The organism is Nocardia aegles, assembly GCF_052545135.1.
Genome location: NZ_JBQWRI010000014.1, coordinates 1 through 20,427, shown reverse-complemented (window position 1 = coordinate 20,427; position 20,427 = coordinate 1). Strand labels below are relative to the sequence as shown.

Sequence of the window (20,427 nt, the reverse complement as noted above, 5' to 3'; positions counted from 1 at the left end):
TATCCAGGGTAGAAAATGCCGGAAGCTGAGAATTACTTATGGATTCCGAGTTCGGCCTCGGATCGCCGGTAAGCTTCTGACATGGGCGGAGTGTTCGGTGTCCCTCATCCACCGAAGACTCCGCCTTTCTTTGTCTCCGTCGCGAAATACCGCTGCGAGCGATTCGTCGGCAGCACCCCGGCGGGCCGATACGCCCCCCGATTTCCGGCGCGGCGCCCGCTGGCGGTGGCGAGCCCGGTCGACCGACCCGAAGTCGGCGGATCGACGCGCTCTAGAATCGCGGGGTGACCAGCGCAGCCCCTGACAACACGCGTAATCGTGCCGATGCCCTCCCCACAAGCTGGACCCCCGGCGAGGTGGAGGCCGAGATGTACGAGCGCTGGGTAGCCGCCGGCTATTTCACCGCCGACCCGGGCAGCGGCAAGCCCGCCTACTCGATCGTGCTGCCGCCGCCGAACGTCACCGGCACGCTGCACATGGGCCACGCGCTCGACCACACTCTGATGGACACGCTGTCGCGCCGTAAGCGTATGCAGGGTTACGAGGTGCTCTGGCTGCCCGGCATGGACCACGCCGGCATCGCCACCCAGACCGTGGTGGAGAAGCAACTCGCGGTGGACGGCAAGACGAAGGAAGACTTCGGCCGCGAACTGTTCGTGCAGAAGGTCTGGGACTGGAAGCGGGAATCCGGCGGCGCCATCCAGTGGCAGATGCGCGCCCTGGGCGACGGCGTCGACTGGAGCCGGGACCGCTTCACCATGGACGAGGGCCTGTCGCGCGCCGTGCAGACGATGTTCAAGCGGCTCTACGACGCGGGCCTGATCTATCGCGCCGAGCGGCTGGTGAACTGGTCGCCCGAGCTGCGCACCGCGATCTCCGACATCGAGGTCAAGTACGAGGACGTGGAAGGCGAGCTGGTCTCGCTGCGCTACGGCTCGCTCGACGACGCCGAACCGCACGTCGTCGTCGCCACCACCCGGGTGGAGACCATGCTCGGTGACACGGCGGTGGCCGTGCACCCGGAGGATCCGCGCTACCGGGCGCTGATCGGCACCACCCTGGAGCATCCGATCACCGGACGGCAGATCCCGATCATCGCCGACGACTACGTCGATCCCGAATTCGGCTCCGGCGCGGTGAAGATCACACCCGCGCACGACCCCAACGACTTCGAGATGGGTCTGCGGCACGGGCTGCCGATGCCGACCATCATGGACGAGCGCGGCCGGATCACCGGCACCGGAACCGAATTCGACGGCATGGACCGTTTCGAGGCGCGCGTCAAGGTGCGCGAGCGGCTCGCGCGGGAGGGCCGGGTGGTCGCCGAGAAGCGGCCGTACCTGCACTCCGTCGGGCATTCCGAGCGCACCGGCGAGCCGATCGAGCCGCGCCTGTCCATGCAGTGGTGGGTGAAGGTCGAGTCGCTGGCCAAGGCCGCGGGCGACGCCGTGCGCAACGGCGACACCGTGATCCACCCCAAGAGCCAGGAGCCGCGCTGGTTCGACTGGGTCGACGACATGCACGATTGGTGCATCTCGCGTCAGCTGTGGTGGGGCCACCGCATCCCGATCTGGTACGGCCCCGAGGGAGAAGTGGTGTGTGTCGGGCCCGACGAGCAGGCGCCCGAGGGGTGGGTGCAGGACCCGGACGTGCTCGACACCTGGTTCTCCTCCGGCCTGTGGCCGTTCTCCACCATGGGCTGGCCGCACGCCACCGCCGAACTCGAGCAGTTCTATCCCACCAGCGTGCTGGTTACCGGCTACGACATCCTGTTCTTCTGGGTGGCGCGCATGATGATGTTCGGCACCTACGTCGCCGAGGACGCCGTGCTGACCACCGGCAAGGGCGGCGAGCGGCAGGTGCCGTTCAAGGACGTGTTCCTGCACGGCCTGATCCGCGACCAGTTCGGCAAGAAGATGTCCAAATCGCGCGGCAACGGCATCGATCCGCTGGACTGGATCAACGCCTTCGGCGCCGACGCCACGCGCTTCACCCTCGCGCGCGGCGCACAGCCCGGCGGTGACCTCTCCGTCGGCGAGCCGCACGTGCTCGCCTCGCGCAGCTTCGTGACGAAGGTGTTCAACGCGACCAAGTTCGCGCTGATGAACGGCGCGCGGGTGGGCGATCTGCCCGATCGCGCGCGGCTCACCGACGCCGATCGCTGGATCCTGGACCGGCTGGACGAGGTGCGCGCCGAGGCGGACGCCGCGTTCGACGCCTACGAGTTCGGCAAGGCGTGCGAGGCGCTGTACCACTTCGCCTGGGACGAGCTGTGCGACTGGTATCTGGAGCTGGCCAAGGTGCAGTTCGCCGCCGACGGCGCACGCGCGGAAGCGACCCGGTTGGTGCTCGGCACCGTGCTCGACGCGGTGCTGCGCCTGCTGCACCCGGTGGTCCCGTTCGTCACCGAGGCGTTGTGGCAGGCGCTGACCGGCGGCGAGTCGATCGTGATCGCGCCGTGGCCGCAGGCCTCCGGTGTGCCCGCGGACTCGCAAGCAGCGCAACGCATCTCGGACACCCAGCGGTTGATCACGGAGATCCGGCGGTTCCGCAGCGACCAGGGCTTGGCGGACAAGCAGAAGGTCGCGGCCAAGCTGATCGGGGTCGACGAGGCCGGGCTCGGCGAGCAGGCGGCGTCGGTGGCGAACCTGGCGCGGCTCACCGAGCCGGGCGCGGGCTTCGCGGCGACCGCGTCGGTGGAGGTCCGCCTCAGTGCCGGCACGGTCACCGTGGAACTGGACACCTCGGGTGCGGTCGATCTGGACGCCGAACGCCGCAGGTTGGAAAAAGATCTGGCCGCCGCGCAGAAGGAGCTCCAGGGCACCGCGGCCAAGCTCGGCAACGAGGCGTTTCTCGCCAAGGCGCCCGAGCACGTGGTCGAGAAGATCCGCGGCAGGCAGCAGATCGCCGCGGACGAGGTGGCGCGCATCGCGGCGCGGCTGGCGGAAATGAGCGGAAAGTGAACCACGAACCGGAACCGCAGTACGGCGACGACGAGGGCCGTGGCGGCGGAGCGCGACTCGGCTCCGGCCCCTCGCCGGTGGAACTGGCCGAGTTGGCGCTCGTCGAGGCGGAACTCGACCGGCGCTGGCCGGAGACCAAGATCGAGCCGTCGCTCACCAGGATCGGCACGCTGATGGACCTGCTCGGCTCGCCGCAGCAGAACTACCCGGCGATCCACATCGCGGGCACCAACGGCAAGACCTCGGTGACCAGGATGATCGACGCGCTGCTCACTGCGCTGCACCGGCGCACCGGCCGGATCACCAGTCCTCATCTGCAGCTGGCCACCGAGCGGATCAGCGTCGACAACGCGCCGATCACCCCGGCGAAGTACGTGGAGATCTACCGCGAACTGCTGCCGTACGTCGAGATGATCGACACGCGGTCGGCGGCCGCGGGTGGCCCCGCGATGAGCAAGTTCGAAGTGCTCACCGGCATGGCCTACGCCGCCTTCGCCGAGGCGCCGGTCGATGTCGCGGTCGTCGAGACCGGAATGGGCGGCACCTGGGACGCCACGAACGTCATCGACGGGCAGGTGGCGGTGATCACGCCGATCGGCCTGGACCACACCGATTACCTCGGTCCCGATCTGGCCTCGATCGCGGGGGAGAAAGCCGGGATCATCAAGCGCGCCCCGGAGAGCCTGGTGCCGCGCGACAACGTCGCGGTGATCGCGCAGCAGGAGCCCGAGGCGATGGAGGTGCTGTTGCGCCGCGCCGTCGAGGTGGACGCCGCCGTCGCGCGCGAGGGCTCGGAGTTCCGCGTGCTCGCCCGGCAGATCGCGGTGGGCGGTCAGCAACTCGAGTTGCAGGGCCTCGGCGGGGTGTACGACGAGATCTTCCTGCCGCTGCACGGCGAGCATCAAGCGCGCAACGCGGTCCTCGCGCTGGCGGCGGTGGAAGCGTTCTTCGGCGCGGGTGCGCAGCGTCGGCTCGACATCGACGCCGTGCGCGCGGGATTCGCGAGCGCCGCCAGTCCCGGGCGGCTGGAGCGGATGCGCAGCGCGCCGACCATCTTCATCGACGCCGCGCACAACCCGGCGGGCGCGCGGGCGCTGGCCGCGACGTTGACCGACGAATTCGACTTCCGCAAGCTGGTCGGCGTGGTCGCGGTGCTCGGTGACAAGGACGCCGACGGCATCCTCACCGCGCTGGAGCCGGTATTCGACGAGATCGTCGTCACCAGCAACGGTTCACCCCGTGCGCTGGACGTGGACACCCTCGCCGACCTCGCGGTCCAGCGATTCGGCGACGAGCGCGTGGTGTCCGCCGCCACCTTGCCCGACGCGGTGGAGACCGCGATCGCCATCGCCGAAGAGGTGGGCGAAGCGGGCGAGATGGTGTCCGGCGCGGGGGTGATCATCACCGGATCGGTGGTCACGGCGGGCGCGGCTCGCGCGCTGTTCGGAAAGGACCCGGCGTGAGCCCCAGGGCAGACGGCGGCCCACTCGACCACGGTGGGACCGAGAACCACCGCATGAGCGCCGGACACCTGGTCAGCACGGCGGACGCCGAGGAGGGCACAGCATGAGCGAACCGGCCGAACGAGACGGACAGTCGGTGCCCGCGCCCGCGACCGACCCGTGGAAGGGCTTCCGCGGGGTGATGGCGGGAACGCTGGTGCTCGAGGCGATCGTGGTGCTGCTCGCGTTGCCCGTGGTCGCTGCCGTCGGCGGCGGGGTGACCTGGTTGTCCGGCACCTATCTCGTGGTGCTCGCGGTGGTGATGTTCCTGGGGGCCGGATTGCAGCGGCGGTCTTGGGCGCTGCCGTTCAACCTCGGATTGCAGGTGCTGGTGCTGCTCGGCGCGTTCATCCATCTGTCCATCGGCGTCATCGGCGTGGTGTTCGCCGTGGTCTGGGGCTTCATCCTGGTGCTGCGCGCCGACGTGCGCGGCCGGATGGAGAAGGGGCTGCTGCCGAGCCAGCGCGGCCCGCGGCCGTAGCCGCCGGACGCCGAGCCACCGGGGACGCCCGCACTCTTTCCGGCGGCGGTCTCGTGGCCGAGGCCTCCGGGAAGCCGGTCGGCCCGACCGCTGGGTGCGGTACCGGGAAGTATGCCGGATAGGCTGGGCGCCGTGACTGAGCAGACATTGGTACTCATCAAGCCGGACGGTGTGGCCCGTGGGCTTGTCGGCGAGGTGCTGGCACGGGTCGAGCGCAAGGGCCTGAAGATCGCCGCCCTGGAGCTGAAGCACGTGTCCGAGGAACTGGCCAAGGGCCACTACGCCGAGCACGCCGAGAAGCCGTTCTTCGGGTCCCTGATCGAGTTCATCACCTCGGGCCCGGTCGTCGCGGCGATCCTGGAAGGCCCCCGCGCCATCACCGCGTTCCGCCAGATCGCGGGCGGCACCGACCCGGTCGAGAAGGCCGTGCCCGGCAGCATTCGCGGAGACTTCGCTCTGGAGACCCAGGAGAACCTGGTCCACGGCTCCGACTCACCGGAATCGGCCAAGCGGGAGATCGCCCTCTGGTTCCCCGAACTGCCCGCCTGACCGGGTCTCGATCGTCGTGCCCGCGCCGCCGCGACACCTGCGTTCGCGCCGCGGGCCGGACCGAGTGGAGCGCCGATGGCGAACGCCCGGCGCGCGGTGTGGGATACTGGCATCGGCTGCGTTCGACGCCGACTGTTCGTGCAGGTGCGCGAACGAAACGTGACGAGGGTAGCCGGATGACACCACGGTTCGATGCCGATCATCGCTGCCATGGACAAACGGCCTGGTCACCGGGTCGGCTGTTCGTGTAGGCACGCTGGATGAGCGCTCGCGCCGCGGAGTTCAGCCATACAGCCAGGCGCCGCGTGACCAGTTAGCCCGACCGACGCACAACCGAGGAGATAACCGGGCACGCGGGGCGAGACCACCTGATCTCGCGCCCACCGGGTGCGAGTCGAACGGACAGCGCCCCCGCGTCGGCCGCGTCACTCCCGCCGGGAGGGACGCGCCCGGGGGCCCGAGGAGACTTCGTGGCCGATCAAGAGCCGCTGGAAACAACATCACAGGATGCCGAACAATTGCCGGAGCGAATCCGAGTTCATGCACTCGCCAAGCTGCTGGGGGTAACGAGCAAGCGCATCCTGGCCAAGCTGACCGAGATGGGGGCAGAGGCGCGCAGCGCCCAGTCGAACGTCGACCGGGCCGTCGCGGAGTCGGTGCGCGACGCCTTGGTGACGGCCGAGGCCGACGCCGCGGCCGAGCAGCCCGCCGCGGGACGGGAGGACGCCCCCGTATCCGCGCTGTCACCGGAAGAGGCGCCCACGCAGGCGGCGCCCGCGGCCGAACCCCCCGCGCCGGCGGCTGAACATCCTGCGCCGGCGGCTGAACATCCTGCGCCGGCGGCTGAACATCCTGCGCCGGCGGCTGAACAACCCGCGGCCGAACAGGCGGCGCCTCCGGTGGAGCAACCGGCACCCGTCCCCGACGTTCCCTTCGCCGGTGCGGGCGTCATCTTCTCCGCGCCGGAAACGCTGTTCACCCCGCAGCCGCCGATCGGCGCCACGGCCAACCACACGCAGCTGTTCACGCACTCGGCGCGGCCGGAACCGGAACCGGTGGCCCCGGCGGTGTTCGAGTCCGCCGCCGTCGTGCAGGCGCCGCTGTTCCTGCCGCCGGACGCCGCGGCCGCCGAGGAGGCGCGCAGGCGGCGCCGCGCCGAGCGGGAGGCCCGCCGCACCGAGGAGCAGCCACCCGAGCCCGTCGAGGAGGAGACCGAGGTCACCGAGGACGAGCCCGAGTCGTCCGATCAGCAGGGTGATGCCGAAGGCCAGCCGCGGCGCAGGCGCCGTGGGCGCAGGGGCCGGGGTCGCGGCCGGGGCGAGCAACACGCCGACGGAGACGGCGAAGGCGAGGACACCGAGACCGAAACCGACGAGGAGTCGGCTCCCGCGACCGCCGAGTCCGCCGAGTCCGCTGGGGCCCCGGAATCCGCGGAGACCGCCGAGGGCGAGGGCGAAGACGAGGACGGCGTGCCGGAAGGTTCGAGCCGCCGCCGCCGTCGCCGCCGTCGCCGCAAGGTGGCCGGTGAGGCGGGCGAGAACGAACCCGCCGACGACGATCCGCCGAACACGGTCGTGCACGAGCGCGAGCCGCGCAACAAGAGCCGCAGCCGTGTCGCGCTGGACGAGGTCCAGGGCATCACCGGCTCCACCCGGCTGGAAGCCAAGCGGCAGCGCCGTCGGGACGGACGCGAGGCGGGCCGCCGTCGTCCGCCGATCCTGACCGAATCGGAGTTCCTGGCCCGGCGCGAAGCGGTGGACCGCGTGATGGTCGTGCGCGAGAAGTCCTTCCCGGACCACCCCACCGCGACACAGGTGGCCGTGCTCGAGGACAACGTCCTGGTCGAGCACTTCGTGACGAGCACCGGCTCCGCGTCCATGGTGGGCAACGTCTACCTGGGCAAGGTGCAGAACGTCCTGCCCAGCATGGAGGCCGCGTTCGTCGACATCGGCCGCGGCCGCAACGGCGTGCTCTACGCCGGTGAGGTCAACTGGGAGGCCGCCGGGCTCGGCGGCAAGGAGCGCAAGATCGAGCAGGCGCTCAAGCCGGGTGATCAGGTGCTGGTCCAGGTGAGCAAGGACCCGGTCGGCCACAAGGGTGCCCGACTGACCACGCAGATCAGCCTGGCCGGGCGTTTCCTGGTGTACGTGCCGGGTGGCACCTCCACCGGGATCAGCCGCAAGCTGCCGGACACCGAGCGCAAGCGCCTGAAGGAGATCCTGCGCGACATCGTGCCCGCCGACGCCGGTGTGATCATTCGCACCGCCTCCGAAGGCGTCAGTGAGACCGAACTGGCCCGCGACGTGGAGCGGCTGCAGGCGACCTGGCGGACGATCCAGCAGCAGACCGGCAAGGACAACAACGCGCCCAAGACGCTCTACGAAGAGCCCGACCTGCTGGTCAAGGTCATCCGCGACCTGTTCAACGAGGACTTCTCCAAGCTGGTCATCGAGGGCGACCGGGCCTGGAGCACCGTCGAGAAGTACATCGGCACCGTCGCGCCGGACCTGCTCGCCAGGGTGTCCAGGCACGAGAACAACGGCGTCGACGTGTTCGAGACCTACCGGATCGACGAACAGCTGGCCAAGGCGCTCGATCGGAAGGTGTGGCTGCCGTCCGGCGGCACCCTGGTGATCGACCGCACCGAGGCCATGACGGTGATCGACGTGAACACCGGCAAGTTCACCGGTGCCGGTGGCAGCAATCTCGAGGAGACGGTCACCAGGAACAACCTGGAGGCGGCCGAGGAGATCGTGCGCCAGATGCGGCTGCGCGACATCGGCGGCATGATCGTGGTCGACTTCATCGACATGGTGCTCGAGTCCAACCGCGATCTGGTGCTGCGCCGCCTGACCGAGGCACTGGGCCGGGACCGCACCCGTCACCAGGTCTCCGAGGTCACCTCGCTGGGCCTGGTCCAGATGACCCGCAAGAAGCTGGGCACCGGTCTGGTCGAGGCGTTCTCCACCACCTGCGAGCACTGCCACGGACGCGGCATCCTCGTGCACAGTTACCCGGTGGAGCCCGGTTCCGGTGAGGAGCCCGCCGCGCGGACCCGCGAGAGTGGTTCGCGCAGGCGTCGTGGCCGGGACAAGGGTGCGGCCGCGGCCCCCCAGCCCGCCAACGGGTCCGGTCCCGCGACCGAACACGTCGAGGACGAGGCGGCCGTCAAGCGGGCGCATCCGGTGGCGCTGGCGATGGCAGCGCACCAGTCCGAGGAGCCGGAGCCGGAGCCGGTCACGGACACCTTCGCCGAGCCGCAGGTCGAGGATGCGGTCGAGCCCGCCGTCGCCGCCGAGGCCGCCGAAGAGCGAGTCGTCGCGGAGACCGTCGCGGCCGCGGTGGCGGTGCCCGCCGAGGAGCCGGAGACCGAGCCCGCGGAAGTGGTCGAGGTCATCGAGGAAGTCGAGAAGGTCGAGCCGGTGGTGACGGAGGAGCCCGCCGCCGTCGGCGAGTCCGCCCCGGCTGCCGACACCGAGCCGGTCGTGACGTCTGCTCCGGTTGCCGAGCCCGAGCCGGTCGTGACGTCTGCTCCGGTTGCCGAGCCCGAGCCGGTCGTGGCGTCTGCTCCGGTTGCCGAGCCCGAGTCCGTCGCCGAACGCGGCTCGACTGGCGAGACCGTGGCGACGGCCGAGAACGGTGTCGCCGCCAACGGTGCCGCCGAGCCCGGTCCGAGCCGTCCGGTTCGTCGCCGGCGGGTTGCGCGTTCGGCCGCCGCGCCCGCGGCGGACAGCTCAGGAGCGGTGTTCGTGCTGCCCACCGGAGATCAGGCGCCCGCGCCCGCGATCGACTACTCCCAGCCGGAGCCGGTCGAATTGCCGCAGCGCAGCCGTCTGCGCAGGCGGGCGGTCGGCCGCCCGGCCGGTGCGCCGGACGCCTCGAACTGAGTTCTCGTCGACGCCCGTGGCCCCCGCCGGTCCCCTCCGGCGGGGGCCACGGGCGTCCCGGCAGCGAACCGGCGGCATGGCCGCGGTGCGTGACTGGACGCCGGTTTGGTCGTCGCGGTGGCCGTCCTGTAATCTTGGACAGTCGCTGCCCGGTGACAACATGTTTTGTCTTCGTGGCCCGGTTCTCGACAGTTCGATACCGAGAGCCACCAGATGCCGAGGCGGTGGCGATTACCAGACCAGTCGTGTGGCGGTTTCATTTCCGGTGGTATCAGACCGGAGAAATCGCCGCGTGAACAAGTGCCGAGCACTATAGGAAGAAGGGCAGCCGACCGATGGCAACGTACGCGATCGTCAAGACCGGCGGAAAGCAGTACAAGGTCGCGGTCGGTGACCTGGTGAAGGTCGAGAAGATCGAGGGTGCGCCGGGTACCGCCGTGGCGCTGGATCCGGTTCTCGTCGTCGATGGCGCCGAGCTGACCACCGATGCCGACAAGCTGGCCAAGGTCTCCGTGGCCGCCGAGGTGGTCGAGCAGACCAAGGGCCCGAAGATCCGCATCCACAAGTTCAAGAACAAGACCGGCTACCACAAGCGCCAGGGTCACCGTCAGCCGCTGACGGTCCTGAAGGTCACCGGCATCAAGTAAGACATCCCGAGGAGAACCAGCCATGGCACACAAGAAGGGTGCGTCCAGTTCCCGGAACGGACGCGATTCCAACGCCCAGCGACTCGGCGTCAAGCGCTTCGGCGGCCAGACGGTCAAGGCGGGCGAGATCCTGGTGCGTCAGCGCGGCACCCACTTCCACCCCGGCGTGAACGTCGGCCGTGGCGGTGACGACACCCTGTTCGCCCTCGCTGCGGGCGCGGTGGAGTTCGGCACCAAGCGTGGACGCAAGACCATCAACATCGTGCTCCCGGAGCCGGTTCAGGCCTGACCGCCGAACCACTTCCGGATATACCGCGAGCGGGTCAGGGTCTCGAAACCCTGGCCCGTTTTTCGTGTTCGCGAACGAGTGCTCTCCGTACGACCAGTCCCGAAGGAGGATGATTCGGCGTATGTCCAAGTTCATCGACCGTGTCGTACTGCATGTGCGTGCGGGCAAGGGCGGCCACGGCTGCGCCTCGGTGCACCGCGAGAAGTTCAAGCCGCTCGGCGGGCCGGACGGCGGCAACGGCGGCAACGGCGGCGACGTCATCCTCGAGGTCGACTCCAACGTGCACACCCTGCTGGACTTCCATTTCCATCCGCACGCGAAGGCGGGCAACGGCAAGCCCGGTGAGGGCGGCAATCGCGACGGCAAGCAGGGCGCGGACCTGGTGCTGAAGGTGCCCGACGGCACCGTGGTGCTCGACGACGACGGCAAAGTGCTCGTCGACCTGGTCGGCACCGGCAACCGCTTCATCGTCGCCCGCGGCGGGCGCGGCGGGCTCGGCAATGCCGCGCTGGCGTCGAAGGCCCGCAAAGCGCCGGGTTTCGCGCTGCTCGGCGAGGACGGCGAAGAACTCGACCTGGTCCTCGAACTCAAGTCGGTCGCCGACGTCGGGCTCGTCGGCTTTCCTTCCGCGGGGAAGTCCTCGCTGGTCTCGGTGCTCTCGGCGGCCAAGCCGAAGATCGCCGACTACCCGTTCACCACGCTGGTACCCAACCTCGGCGTCGTCGCCAGCGGCGAGACCACCTTCACGATCGCCGATGTGCCCGGGTTGATCCCGGGCGCCAGCGAAGGCCGCGGACTCGGACTGGACTTCCTGCGGCACCTGGAGCGCTGCGCGGTGCTCGCCCACGTGGTGGATTGTGCCACGCTGGAGCCGGGCCGTGACCCCGTATCCGATGTGGACGCGCTCGAGGCCGAACTCGCCGCCTACCAGCCCGCGCTGAGCGCGGACGCCGGGCTCGGCGATCTGGCCGACCGCCCCCGTGTGGTGATCTTGAACAAGATCGATGTGCCCGACGCGGCCGAACTGGCCGAGATGGTGACCCCGGAGTTCACCGAACGCGGCTGGCCGGTGTTCGAGATCTCCGCCGTGAGCCGGGCGGGCCTGCGTCCGTTGAGCTTCGCCCTCGCGGATCTGGTGCGCCGGTACCGCGAGGAGCATCCGCGGGCCGCGCCGAAGCGCCCGGTCATTCGACCGATCGCCGTGGACGACACCGGATTCAGCGTGCGCGCGGACCCGGAGGAGCCGGGCGGTTTCATCGTGCGCGGTACCCGGCCGGAGCGCTGGGTGCGGCAGACGCAGTTCGACAACGACGAGGCCGTCGGATATCTGGCCGACCGCCTGGCGCGCCTGGGCGTGGAAGACGAGCTGGTGCGGCTGGGCGCGGAGCCGGGAGCGCCGGTGACCATCGGCGACGTGACATTCGACTGGGAGCCGCAGATATCGGCGGGCATCGACATGGTGCCCACTGGGCGCGGCACCGACATCCGCCTGGAGCAGACCGACCGGGTCAGCGCGGCCGAGCGTAAGCACGCGTCCCGGGTGCGACGTGGTCTGGTACCGGAAGACGAGGAGTAGGACGTGGACCACGGTCGAGTCGCCGTGCGCCCTCGGTGGGCGCGACGGTCGGCGGGCTCGATCGTTCGCGGTCCGGGTCGGGCCGGGGCGAGCGTCCCGGCCACCGTGGATTCGATTGTGGCGCAGGGAGTTCGGTGGCGATGCGGGTGAGGTCTATCGGCGCCGAGGCGGATTCCTCGGGCCTGAGCGAGGCGCGGCTGGCGATCGCGGCGGCGCGACGGGTGGTGGTGAAGATCGGTTCGTCCGCGCTGACCAGCCTCAAAGGCGGCCTGGACACCACGCGGCTGGATCGGCTGGCCGACGCGGTGGAGGCGCGGATGCGCGCCGGTTCCGATGTGGTGGTGGTGTCCTCGGGCGCTATCGGCGCAGGCATCGCGCCGCTCGGTCTGACCAGCCGTCCGCGTGATCTGGCGACCAAGCAGGCCGCGGCGAGCGTGGGGCAGCTGGCCCTCGCGCACGCCTGGGGTACGTCGTTCGCCCGCTACGACCGCACGGTCGGGCAGGTGCTCCTGAGCGCCGACGACTTCGCCCGTCGCGAGCACCACCGCAACGCGCAGCGCACCCTGGATCGCCTGCGCTCGCTCGGCGCGGTGGCGGTGGTGAACGAGAACGACACGGTGGCGACGGAGGAGATTCGCTTCGGCGACAACGACCGGCTCGCCGCGCTGGTCGCCCACCTGATCGGCGCCGACGCGCTGGTGCTGCTGTCGGATGTGGCCGGCCTCTACGACGGCGACCCGCGCAAGGGCGCGGCGACGCTGATTCCCGAGGTGCGCAGCAGTGCCGACTTGGACGGCGTCATCGCGGGCAGCGGCGGCGCGCTCGGTACCGGCGGCATGGCGTCGAAGTTGTCGGCGGCGCGCCTGGCCGCGGACGCGGGCGTGCCGGTCTTGCTGGCCGCCGCCTCGTCCGCCGACATCGCGCTGTCCACCGGCACGGTCGGCACCGCGTTCGCCGCCCGCCCGGTGCGATTGTCCGCGCGGAAATTCTGGGTCCGGCACGCCGCCGACAGCCGCGGCACACTGCTCATCGATGACGGCGCGGTGCAGGCGGTGGCGCACCGGCGCCGGTCGCTGCTCGCGGCCGGGATCGTGGGCGTGCGTGGCCGCTTCTACGGCGGCGACGTGGTGGACCTGGTGGCTCCGGACAATCGCGTCGTCGCCCGGGGCGTCGTCGAATACGACAGCACCGAACTGGCGGGCATGCTCGGCCGCTCCACCGCCGAACTCCCCGACACGATGCAACGTCCCGTCATCCACGCCGACGACCTCGTGAAGGTCTGATCACGCACGCTCCGAGGATGTGGACGGCCGTCGGCGTGGTCGGCCGCTGATCGGCACTGCGGTCGATCCGCTGGGCCCGATGCTGCCTCGGTTCATGACGCTCCAGCTGGTGCCGTCCGCTCCCGGCCGCGGGGATCCCCCGACCCTCATCACTGACGAGTGCGCTTCGGCGTTGCGGGAAGCATCCGGTGTCGGGCCGTCAGGACGGGACGACACCCGGTTGGTTGGTGCTCGGCATCTGCTGCTGGCTGCCGTCCACCGGCCCGGTGACTCCGGGTTGGCCGTTCGGGTCCGGCATCTGCACCGATGGGCCGGCAGCGGGAGGTGGTGCGGGCTGCGGGCTCGGCGGTTGCGCGGGTTCCGGGACCTGGGGTGGAGGCGGCACAGCTGAACTCGGCGGTGGTTCCGGGACCGGAGGTGCGGGCGATGGGCTCGGTGGCGGAGGCGGCGCGGACGAACTCGGTGGTTGCGTCGGTTCCGGGACCGGAGGTGCGGGCGATGGGCTCGGTGGCGGAGGCGGCGCGGATGAACTCGGTGGTTGCGTCGGTTCCGGGACCTGTGGCGCCGGAGGCGGGCTCGGCGGCTGGGTAGTGGGCGGCGTGGTCGTGGACGGCGCCTGTCGCGTCGGCGGTACCGGCTCGGGTGACGGCGTCGCCGGTGCGGGCGTCGGCGTTTCGGTCGACGGCGTTTCGGTCGACGGCGCTTGCTGCGGCGGAGCCTGCTGGGTGGGTGGCGCCGAAGGCGTCTGCTGCGGGTCCGGCTTCGGCGGGGCAGGTGGAGCCGAATCGTCCGACGGCGCGGACGGCTCCGGCGCGGGGCGCGTTGTGTCCGGCGACCATTGGTCGTTCGGCGATGTCTGCTCGGGCGCCGAGTATCGCGGCGCGCCGGGGGAGACCGGCTGCGGCGCTGTGGCCGTGGGTGGTGCGGGCAGCGCGGGCACGGCGGATCCGGCCGCGGAATAGGCGGGCTTGTAGACCATGTTCATCGCGAGCACGGCCTCCTGACGCAGCGCTTCCCGCGCCATCTGCGCGTCGATGACGTGTGCCGCCTCCAGCAGTTGCGCGATGGCGCCGACCGGTCCGGAAACGCCGGGCGGCACCACCGCGAGTTTCACCGCCTCGGCGGCCGCGGCGACCCCGCCGAGCCGCGCGCCCACGTGACCGAGCACCGCGGCCAGTTCGTCGGCCGACGCCGCGAAGCTGCGTGCGCAGGTTCGGGCGGCGTCGGCGGCGGCGCCCGTCCAGTCCGCCGCGTCCATCACGCGATCCACGCCGCCGTGGGTGAGCGGGAACGACGTGCTGAGCGCACCCGCCGCGTCGAGCCAGATCGCCGCCGCCTGCAGCACCTGCGCGGCATCGATCTGCTGTGCCTTCGCGTAGATCTCCTCGTGCCGCAGCGCCTCGAAATGCTCCATCGAGTTGATGTAGGCGGGGTCGCAACCGGTCATCGGGGCAACCTCGCCCGCACCGCGCGCAGGGCGGCGGCGCTTGCGGCGTCGGCCTCCTCGAACAGTCCTCCGCTGATCAGGAACGCTTCCTTCATGCGATAGGCCGCCTCGATGTAGTGGTCGAGCAGCGCCGCGGCGTCGCGCGCTTTGTGGCCGAATCCCGCCTGCAACTGCTGGGCGGAGACGAACCCGCCGAAACCCCCCAGCTCCGCGGCGGATTCGAGGCTCTGCTGTAGGTGGATCAGCCGATCGGCCTGCCGTTCGTACATCTCGGCGCACTGCCGAGCCGCCGCTGCGTCGAACTGGACGGCCCCGGCCTGCGCGGCCTCCTTGAATCGTGCGATATCGGCTCGGCTGGTCTCGATCGTCATCGCTCACCCCTGAGATCGGTCGGTCCGCCCCAGACTAACCGGAACCCCAGCGCCGGGTCGCCGATAGTCGGCGGCAGCGGTCAGGAAAGTGAGCTATATCGGTATGCGCTTTTGTAATTGGGTGGCGATCTGCTCAGGGGAGGCGGGTGCGATGCGCACTTCGTCGCCCGCCTTGATCAGGTATCTTCCGTCGTCGCGCACATCGATCCAGGTGTAATGGACCGGCGGCGGCGGGGTCGGCCGGTCCAGCCGTGGTTCGATCCTGATGTGCCCCTCCGCGGTATGCGGCTCCAGCAGCAACTTGCGGATCCGTGGCGCTGCTCGCTGCCGCATGGTCACGGTCTCCTGGTCGCGCACCTCGGCTCCCGGCGCGACGCGAGCGGGTTCGCGGCCCGCGGGGGTCTTCGGCAGCAGCGCTGCGATCCGCCGGCCCAGTTTGGCGCTGTGGCCGATCGAAATGCGCACTGCGCCACCGAAATCCGGGCTCGGGCCGGGGTCCTGCACCGCGAGCACCGCGCGGTCGTAGATGGCGGCGGCAAGCAGCCGCAGTTCGCCACCCGGCTGGTGCGTGCCGCCGATCGCCACGATCCGGGTGTGTGGGCGGGCCAGAATGCGCAGGCATGCCGACAGATCGGGGTCGGAGCCCAGGGGGAGCCGCTCGGCGAGGGCGATGCCCAACTTCTCGGCGTCGTGCTCGGTTCTCGGCGTTTCCAGGATGCGCAGCGGGAAGGGGTGGCGATCCAGGTCGGTCTCGCGCCAGATATGGGCGAACTCGTCCGGAGTGAAGGTCCATTCCACGGCCGAATCACATCCTCACCGAACCAGCCAATGCTGTTCGTAGCCTAGCGGTCCCGACGCCCGACGGGGGAACTCCCGCGCGGGCCTCGCCGGACGCGTTCGGTGTCCGGCTCGGAAAATCGGGGTCTCGCGGCGGTGTCGTGCTCGACCGTCTCCTTCGATTCTGCTGAAATAGTGAAGCTGAAATAGGCAAAAGGCACGGCAACGACCGGGTTGGGCTGAGGTCTGCCGAGGAGGGATTGCGGTGCACACCATGATGCGGCGAGTGGGCGCGGGAACCGTGCTGCTGTTCCTCGCGGGTGGCCTCGTCTGGGCCGGTTCCGGGCCCGCCGGAGCCGAGCCCGCGGGCTGCTATGTCGACCGTGGTGTCACCGATGCGGCCGCCTTGTGCCACAGCGGTGAAGGGACGTCGGTGCTCGAAGCCGAATGCCTCGGTTTCTTCTTGCCATCGGCGGGGTCCGGGCTGGTGTTCGGCTACTACAGCGGCTTCCAGTCGCGAGAGACACCGGTCGGCAAGCCGATGCGCGTCACCTGTGTGTCCGACGGCGCCGTGGGGATCGCCACGCTCGCGTTCGTCGTCCCCGCGACGTCGTAGCGTCGCGGATCGGCGCAATGCCGGTCAGGGGACGGCTTTTCGAGATCTCCACGGTCAGCTCGGCCGGGCCTCGAGCACGTTGTCCGGGGAGGCCGTCGGTACGCGCTCGAGCAGCGTGAATCCGTGCGTGGCGAGGAAGTCACGGTACTCGGCCTCCGTGCGTTCTTGCCCGCCCGTGTTCACCAGCATTTCCAAGTCGATGTATTTGCTCGGGTGCGGTGCGGTGTGTTCGGGGACGACGAGCTCGACGATCAGCAACCTGGCGTGTGGTTCCATGGCCGCGCGCACGGTACGCAGGATGCGCCCGGCGTCCGGTTCGGCCCAGTCGTGCAGGATGTGCTTGAGGATGTAGGCGTCACCGCCCGCGGGGACGCTGTGGAAGAAGGATCCGCTCTCCACCGCGCAGCGATCGGCGAGACCGAGTGCGGCGAGCCGAGCGGGGGCCGCGGCCACCACATCGGGCAGATCGAACAGGATGCCACGGGATCGCGGCGCGCGGCGCAGGATTTCGGTGAGCATCGTTCCCTCGCCGCCGCCGACGTCGACCAGGGTCTCGTAGCGGCCGAAATCGTAGGCGGCGAACAGCGGCTCCATCGACAGGGTGCCGAGGCTGGACATCGCGCGGTCGAACAGTTCGCCGAGCTCCCGGTCGTGCCGGACGTATTCGAAGAACGGCATCCCGTCGAGTTTCACGCCGACCGGTTCGCCGGTGCGCACGGCGTCGACCAGGTGCGACCAATGGTTGCGGTGACCGGGCGAGCCGAAGAACAACGCCGCGTCGCGCAACGACACGTTCGAATCCCGGCACAGGGCTCGCGCCATCGGCGTCAGCGCGTAACGTCCGTCGCGCCGCTGGGTGAAGATGCCGTGGCTGATCAGCAGCCGCAGCAACCGCCGCAATGCGTCCTCGTCGGCGCCGACCGCCGCCGCGAGGTCCGCGCCCGACCGCGGCCCGGCCACGAGTGCGTCGGCCACGCCGAGCGCCGCGGCGGCATGGATGGCCTGCGTGAGCCATCCGGCGGCGATCAGCTCCATCAGCGCGAGGTGTCCCGGCGCCAGCTTGCGGAACGCGACGGCCAGGGCGCCGCGCACCGACTCGACGGCCCGTACCAGCGGCAGCGGCGGAATTCTCGGTCGGTCGGACGCCACGGCGACTCCATCCGTCGAAGGTGGGCACTCTGCGCTTGCTTGGAGGGTACGTCCGCCCGGATTCGCTGCGCTGTTACTCCGCGCTCGGCGGTGGTGGCGCGACAGTGGCCGAGTTCGCGATGTCATCGAGAAAGTCCTCGGCCGCGCTGCCCGGCTGAATCGCTCGGATAGTGCTGCGAACCGGATCCCTCAGTAGCCGAGTGCGGGATCGACCGGTGCCAGTAGCTGACGGCCTGCGATGAATCGCTCTACGTTCGCTTCCACATGGTCGGCGAACGCCGCCAGGCGCAGCTGGGGCGGATTCGAATCATGCGGGGTGACAATGGCATTCGGCAGCGACCAGAGTGGATGGCCCGCCGGGAGCGGCTCGGGGTCGGTGACGTCGAGCCCGGCGCCGCCGATCGCGCCGGAGCGCAGCGCGGCCACCAGCGCGTCGGTGTCGATGAGGCTGCCGCGGGCGACGTTGACGATCCAGGAGGACGGCTTGAGCCGCGCGAGTTCGTCCGCGCCGATGAGATGCCTGGTGGCGGGGGTGGCGGGCGCGGCGACCACGACGTGATCGGTGTGCGGCCAGACCCGGCCGAGATGCTCGGCGGAGATCGTCTCGACCGACGGCGGGATACCGGGGCCGGTGACCGGCCGTCCGCTGCGGTTCACCGCGATGATGTGCGCGCCGAGCGGCACCAGCATCGGGATCAGCGCGCGGCCGATACCGCCCGCGCCGACGATCGTCACCGTCTTGCCGCGCAGGGTATCGACGTGCGGAAAGAAGTCCTGTTGCCGCCAGCGCGCCGCGCGCAGGTGCTCGGGCAGGTAGCGGACGCCCGCGAGCAGCAGCATGAGCGCGTGCTCGGCCACACTCGCCGCGAAAGCGCCCGCGGCGGAGGTGAACCGCACACCGGGATGCCTGGCGATGACCCCCGCGGCGAACCATTCCTCGATACCGGCGGCCGGCAGCTGCACCCACTCCACACCGGCGGGCAGTCGCTCCGGGAACTCGCCCGGGCCGCCGACCCAGACAAGCCCTCGCGCCTCGTCCAGATCGGAGATGGCGGCGCCCGCCTCCACCACGGCTTTCTCCACCAGCGAGGGGGGAGGGTCGGCGGGGCCGATTGCGATCGTTACTGCCGACCGGTTCATGGATGGACCTCCTTCGGAGCAGTAGGACGTGGGCGCGAGCGGGTGGACGTTGCGACCGTAGCACCGCCGGGCGCGGCGCTAGGCCCCGCTCTGCCCGTCGTCGAGTTCCACGTCCACCTTGTCCCGCTCGGCCCACTCCAGGAGAGATTCCAGGTGGAACACCGCCTCATCCATGCCCGCGTGCAGGTCGCCGAGTTCGGCGAAGCGAGCGGGAACGGAGGACATGGTGAAGTCGCGCGGATCGATGTCGGGAATCTCGTCCCAGCGTACCGGTGTGGAGACGGTGGCGGCGGGGACGCCGCGCACCGAGTAGGCGGCGGCGATGGTGTGATCGCGCGCGTTCTGGTTGTAGTCGACGAACAGCGTCGCCGGGTCGCGGTCGCGCCGCCACCAGGTGGTGGTCACGTCATCGGGTGCGCGCCGCTCGACCTCACGGGCGAACGCGAGCGCCGCCCGGCGCACCTCCTGGAAGCCCCAGTGCGGCGCGATCCGGACGTACACGTGCAGGCCCTTGCCACCGGAGGTCTTCGGCCACCCGACGGCGCCGATCTCGTCGAGCACCTCGTGCACCACCGCGGCGACGCGCTGCACCCGCGGCCACGGGCAGTCCGGCATCGGGTCGAGGTCGATGCGCCACTCGTCCGGTCGCTCGGTGTCGGCGGCGCGGGAATTCCAGGGATGGAATTCGATCGTCGACATCTGCACCGCCCAGAGGACGTCGGCGAGCTTCTCGACGCACAGCTCGTCGGCGTGCCGGCCATAGCGCGGGAAGTACACCCGCACAGTCGGAATCCAGTCCGGCGCGCCCGCGGGAAGCCGCTTCTGATGCACCTTGTCGCCCGCGAGTCCCTTGGGAAACCGGTGCAGCATGCAGGGCCGGTCGCGCAGCGCGTTGACGATGCCGTCACCGACGCTCAGGTAGTACCGCACCACGTCGAGCTTGGTCGCGCCGGATTCCGGGAAGTAGACGCGGTCCGGATTGGAGACGCGCAGCGTGTGGTCGCCGACCTCTAGCTCGATCGCCGACCCGGTGGATTTGCTGGCCACGGGTCGACTGTAGTGGCCGAGCCGAAGGATATCCGCGCACGATCGCGGGCCGCCGCGACCGACGTCCCGTACCGGTCACCGGCGCCGCACCGCTCTGGTATGCATACGGGTATGAGCAAGGCGACGCGCGTGACCGTCACGCTGGATCCGCAGGTGGCGGAGTGGGCCAGAGAGGCCGCCGACCGCCAGAACCGCAGCCTGTCGGCGGTGATCAACGCCGCGCTGCGCACCACGCTCGTGCACGACAGCCTGACCGCGCTGGCTGTCGACGAGGAAGCGGAGCTGGCCGTCGCCTACGACGACGTGGCACTCGCCCAGGCAGCCGACGATGACGACGCCGACGGTGCCGCATGAGACGCGGTGAGGTATGGCGCTACGCCCCGACTCTCAGTGACGGCACCCCCTTCCCGCGGCGCATGACGGTGGTGCTGGTGTCCGATTCGGCGGTGATCACTTCGCGCTATCGCTGGTTGCAAGTCGTACCGGTGCGCGAGGAAGACCCCGGCCACGTGCTGGCCACCTACACCGAGCACGGCTGGGCCGACACCCTGAAACTGCACCGCGCCTACCGGCCCTGGCTCACCGAACACCTCGGCGTGCTCACTCGAGCGGAAACGGAATCCCTCGACGCGCGATTGCGGGCGACGCTCAGTTTGTAATTGCCGCGCCTGCGGCGCGGCGTGTTCGCGGCCCCCTTGTGGCT

The 20,427-nt window shown here is 70.3% G+C and carries 18 protein-coding genes; 12 read left to right on the top strand and 6 right to left on the bottom strand.

All coding sequences use genetic code 11. The features are described 5' to 3' along the window. Window positions 1-284: 284 nt before the first annotated feature. From ACT89H_RS27165 to proB, 9 genes are all read left to right on the top strand, one after another. Window positions 285-2,963 (top strand): valine--tRNA ligase, encoded by a 2,679-nt coding sequence (locus ACT89H_RS27165; RefSeq protein WP_445111509.1) that lies wholly within the window; start codon window positions 285-287, stop codon window positions 2,961-2,963. A 77-nt stretch (window positions 2,964-3,040) separates the two neighbouring features. Next, a complete protein-coding gene (gene folC / locus ACT89H_RS27160) occupies window positions 3,041-4,426 on the top strand; it encodes a bifunctional tetrahydrofolate synthase/dihydrofolate synthase (RefSeq protein ID WP_445111568.1) in 1,386 nt (461 codons plus the stop codon). Window positions 4,427-4,529: 103 nt separating this feature from the next. Beyond that, on the top strand, window positions 4,530-4,946 hold the full coding sequence (locus ACT89H_RS27155; RefSeq protein WP_445111508.1) for a DUF4233 domain-containing protein: 417 nt from the start codon (window positions 4,530-4,532) through the stop codon (window positions 4,944-4,946). Between the two features lie 132 nt (window positions 4,947-5,078). Then, window positions 5,079-5,495, top strand: a complete 417-nt coding sequence (gene ndk, locus ACT89H_RS27150) for a nucleoside-diphosphate kinase (protein ID WP_445111507.1) — start codon at window positions 5,079-5,081, stop codon at window positions 5,493-5,495. A gap of 470 nt (window positions 5,496-5,965) precedes the next feature. Continuing rightward, window positions 5,966-9,382, top strand: a complete 3,417-nt coding sequence (locus tag ACT89H_RS27145; protein ID WP_445111506.1) for a translation initiation factor IF-2 N-terminal domain-containing protein — start codon at window positions 5,966-5,968, stop codon at window positions 9,380-9,382. A 335-nt stretch (window positions 9,383-9,717) separates the two neighbouring features. Continuing rightward, a complete protein-coding gene (gene rplU / locus ACT89H_RS27140) occupies window positions 9,718-10,029 on the top strand; it encodes a 50S ribosomal protein L21 (RefSeq protein WP_039796660.1) in 312 nt (103 codons plus the stop codon). Between the two features lie 22 nt (window positions 10,030-10,051). Then, window positions 10,052-10,318 (top strand): 50S ribosomal protein L27, encoded by a 267-nt coding sequence (gene rpmA / locus ACT89H_RS27135; RefSeq protein WP_445111505.1) that lies wholly within the window; start codon window positions 10,052-10,054, stop codon window positions 10,316-10,318. A 121-nt stretch (window positions 10,319-10,439) separates the two neighbouring features. After that, window positions 10,440-11,894 carry a GTPase ObgE gene (obgE, locus tag ACT89H_RS27130; RefSeq protein WP_445111504.1) on the top strand — a complete coding sequence of 485 codons (1,455 nt, stop codon included), beginning with the start codon at window positions 10,440-10,442 and terminating at the stop codon, window positions 11,892-11,894. A gap of 140 nt (window positions 11,895-12,034) precedes the next feature. After that, window positions 12,035-13,177 carry a glutamate 5-kinase gene (gene proB, locus ACT89H_RS27125; protein WP_445111503.1) on the top strand — a complete coding sequence of 381 codons (1,143 nt, stop codon included), beginning with the start codon at window positions 12,035-12,037 and terminating at the stop codon, window positions 13,175-13,177. A gap of 199 nt (window positions 13,178-13,376) precedes the next feature. Here the strand turns inward: proB and ACT89H_RS27120 are convergent, their stop codons facing one another. The 3 genes from ACT89H_RS27120 to ACT89H_RS27110 all read right to left on the bottom strand — a co-directional run bounded on the left by ACT89H_RS27120 (window position 13,377) and on the right by ACT89H_RS27110 (window position 15,793). Then, window positions 13,377-14,624, bottom strand: a complete 1,248-nt coding sequence (locus tag ACT89H_RS27120; RefSeq protein WP_445111502.1) for a hypothetical protein — start codon at window positions 14,622-14,624, stop codon at window positions 13,377-13,379. Further along, window positions 14,621-14,995, bottom strand: coding sequence for a hypothetical protein (locus tag ACT89H_RS27115; protein ID WP_445111501.1), 375 nt, complete (start codon window positions 14,993-14,995; stop codon window positions 14,621-14,623). Before ACT89H_RS27115 ends, ACT89H_RS27120 begins: the two co-directional genes overlap by 4 nt. A gap of 93 nt (window positions 14,996-15,088) precedes the next feature. Beyond that, window positions 15,089-15,793 (bottom strand): ESX secretion-associated protein EspG, encoded by a 705-nt coding sequence (locus ACT89H_RS27110; protein WP_445111500.1) that lies wholly within the window; start codon window positions 15,791-15,793, stop codon window positions 15,089-15,091. A gap of 244 nt (window positions 15,794-16,037) precedes the next feature. Here ACT89H_RS27110 and ACT89H_RS27105 point away from each other — a divergent pair, with 244 nt between their 5' ends. Continuing rightward, window positions 16,038-16,388: a hypothetical protein gene (locus tag ACT89H_RS27105; protein WP_445111499.1), complete on the top strand. Its 351-nt coding sequence runs from the start codon at window positions 16,038-16,040 to the stop codon at window positions 16,386-16,388. A 54-nt stretch (window positions 16,389-16,442) separates the two neighbouring features. Here the strand turns inward: ACT89H_RS27105 and ACT89H_RS27100 are convergent, their stop codons facing one another. From ACT89H_RS27100 to ligD, 3 genes are all read right to left on the bottom strand, one after another. Next, window positions 16,443-17,537: a methyltransferase gene (locus ACT89H_RS27100; protein WP_445111498.1), complete on the bottom strand. Its 1,095-nt coding sequence runs from the start codon at window positions 17,535-17,537 to the stop codon at window positions 16,443-16,445. 189 nt (window positions 17,538-17,726) lie between these two features. Further along, entirely contained in the window at window positions 17,727-18,677 is a 951-nt protein-coding gene (locus tag ACT89H_RS27095; RefSeq protein WP_445111497.1) for a D-isomer specific 2-hydroxyacid dehydrogenase family protein, read from the bottom strand. Between the two features lie 78 nt (window positions 18,678-18,755). Further along, window positions 18,756-19,724, bottom strand: a complete 969-nt coding sequence (gene ligD, locus ACT89H_RS27090; protein ID WP_445111496.1) for a non-homologous end-joining DNA ligase — start codon at window positions 19,722-19,724, stop codon at window positions 18,756-18,758. 111 nt (window positions 19,725-19,835) lie between these two features. On the opposite strand from ligD, the gene ACT89H_RS27085 reads away from it, so the two are divergent. Together ACT89H_RS27085 and ACT89H_RS27080 are read left to right on the top strand one after the other, a co-directional pair. Next, complete coding sequence (locus ACT89H_RS27085) at window positions 19,836-20,078, top strand: hypothetical protein (protein ID WP_445111495.1); 243 nt, start codon at window positions 19,836-19,838, stop codon at window positions 20,076-20,078. Beyond that, window positions 20,075-20,383 carry a hypothetical protein gene (locus ACT89H_RS27080; protein WP_445111494.1) on the top strand — a complete coding sequence of 103 codons (309 nt, stop codon included), beginning with the start codon at window positions 20,075-20,077 and terminating at the stop codon, window positions 20,381-20,383. The genes ACT89H_RS27085 and ACT89H_RS27080 overlap by 4 nt, the downstream gene beginning before the upstream one ends. Window positions 20,384-20,427: the final 44 nt, after the last annotated feature.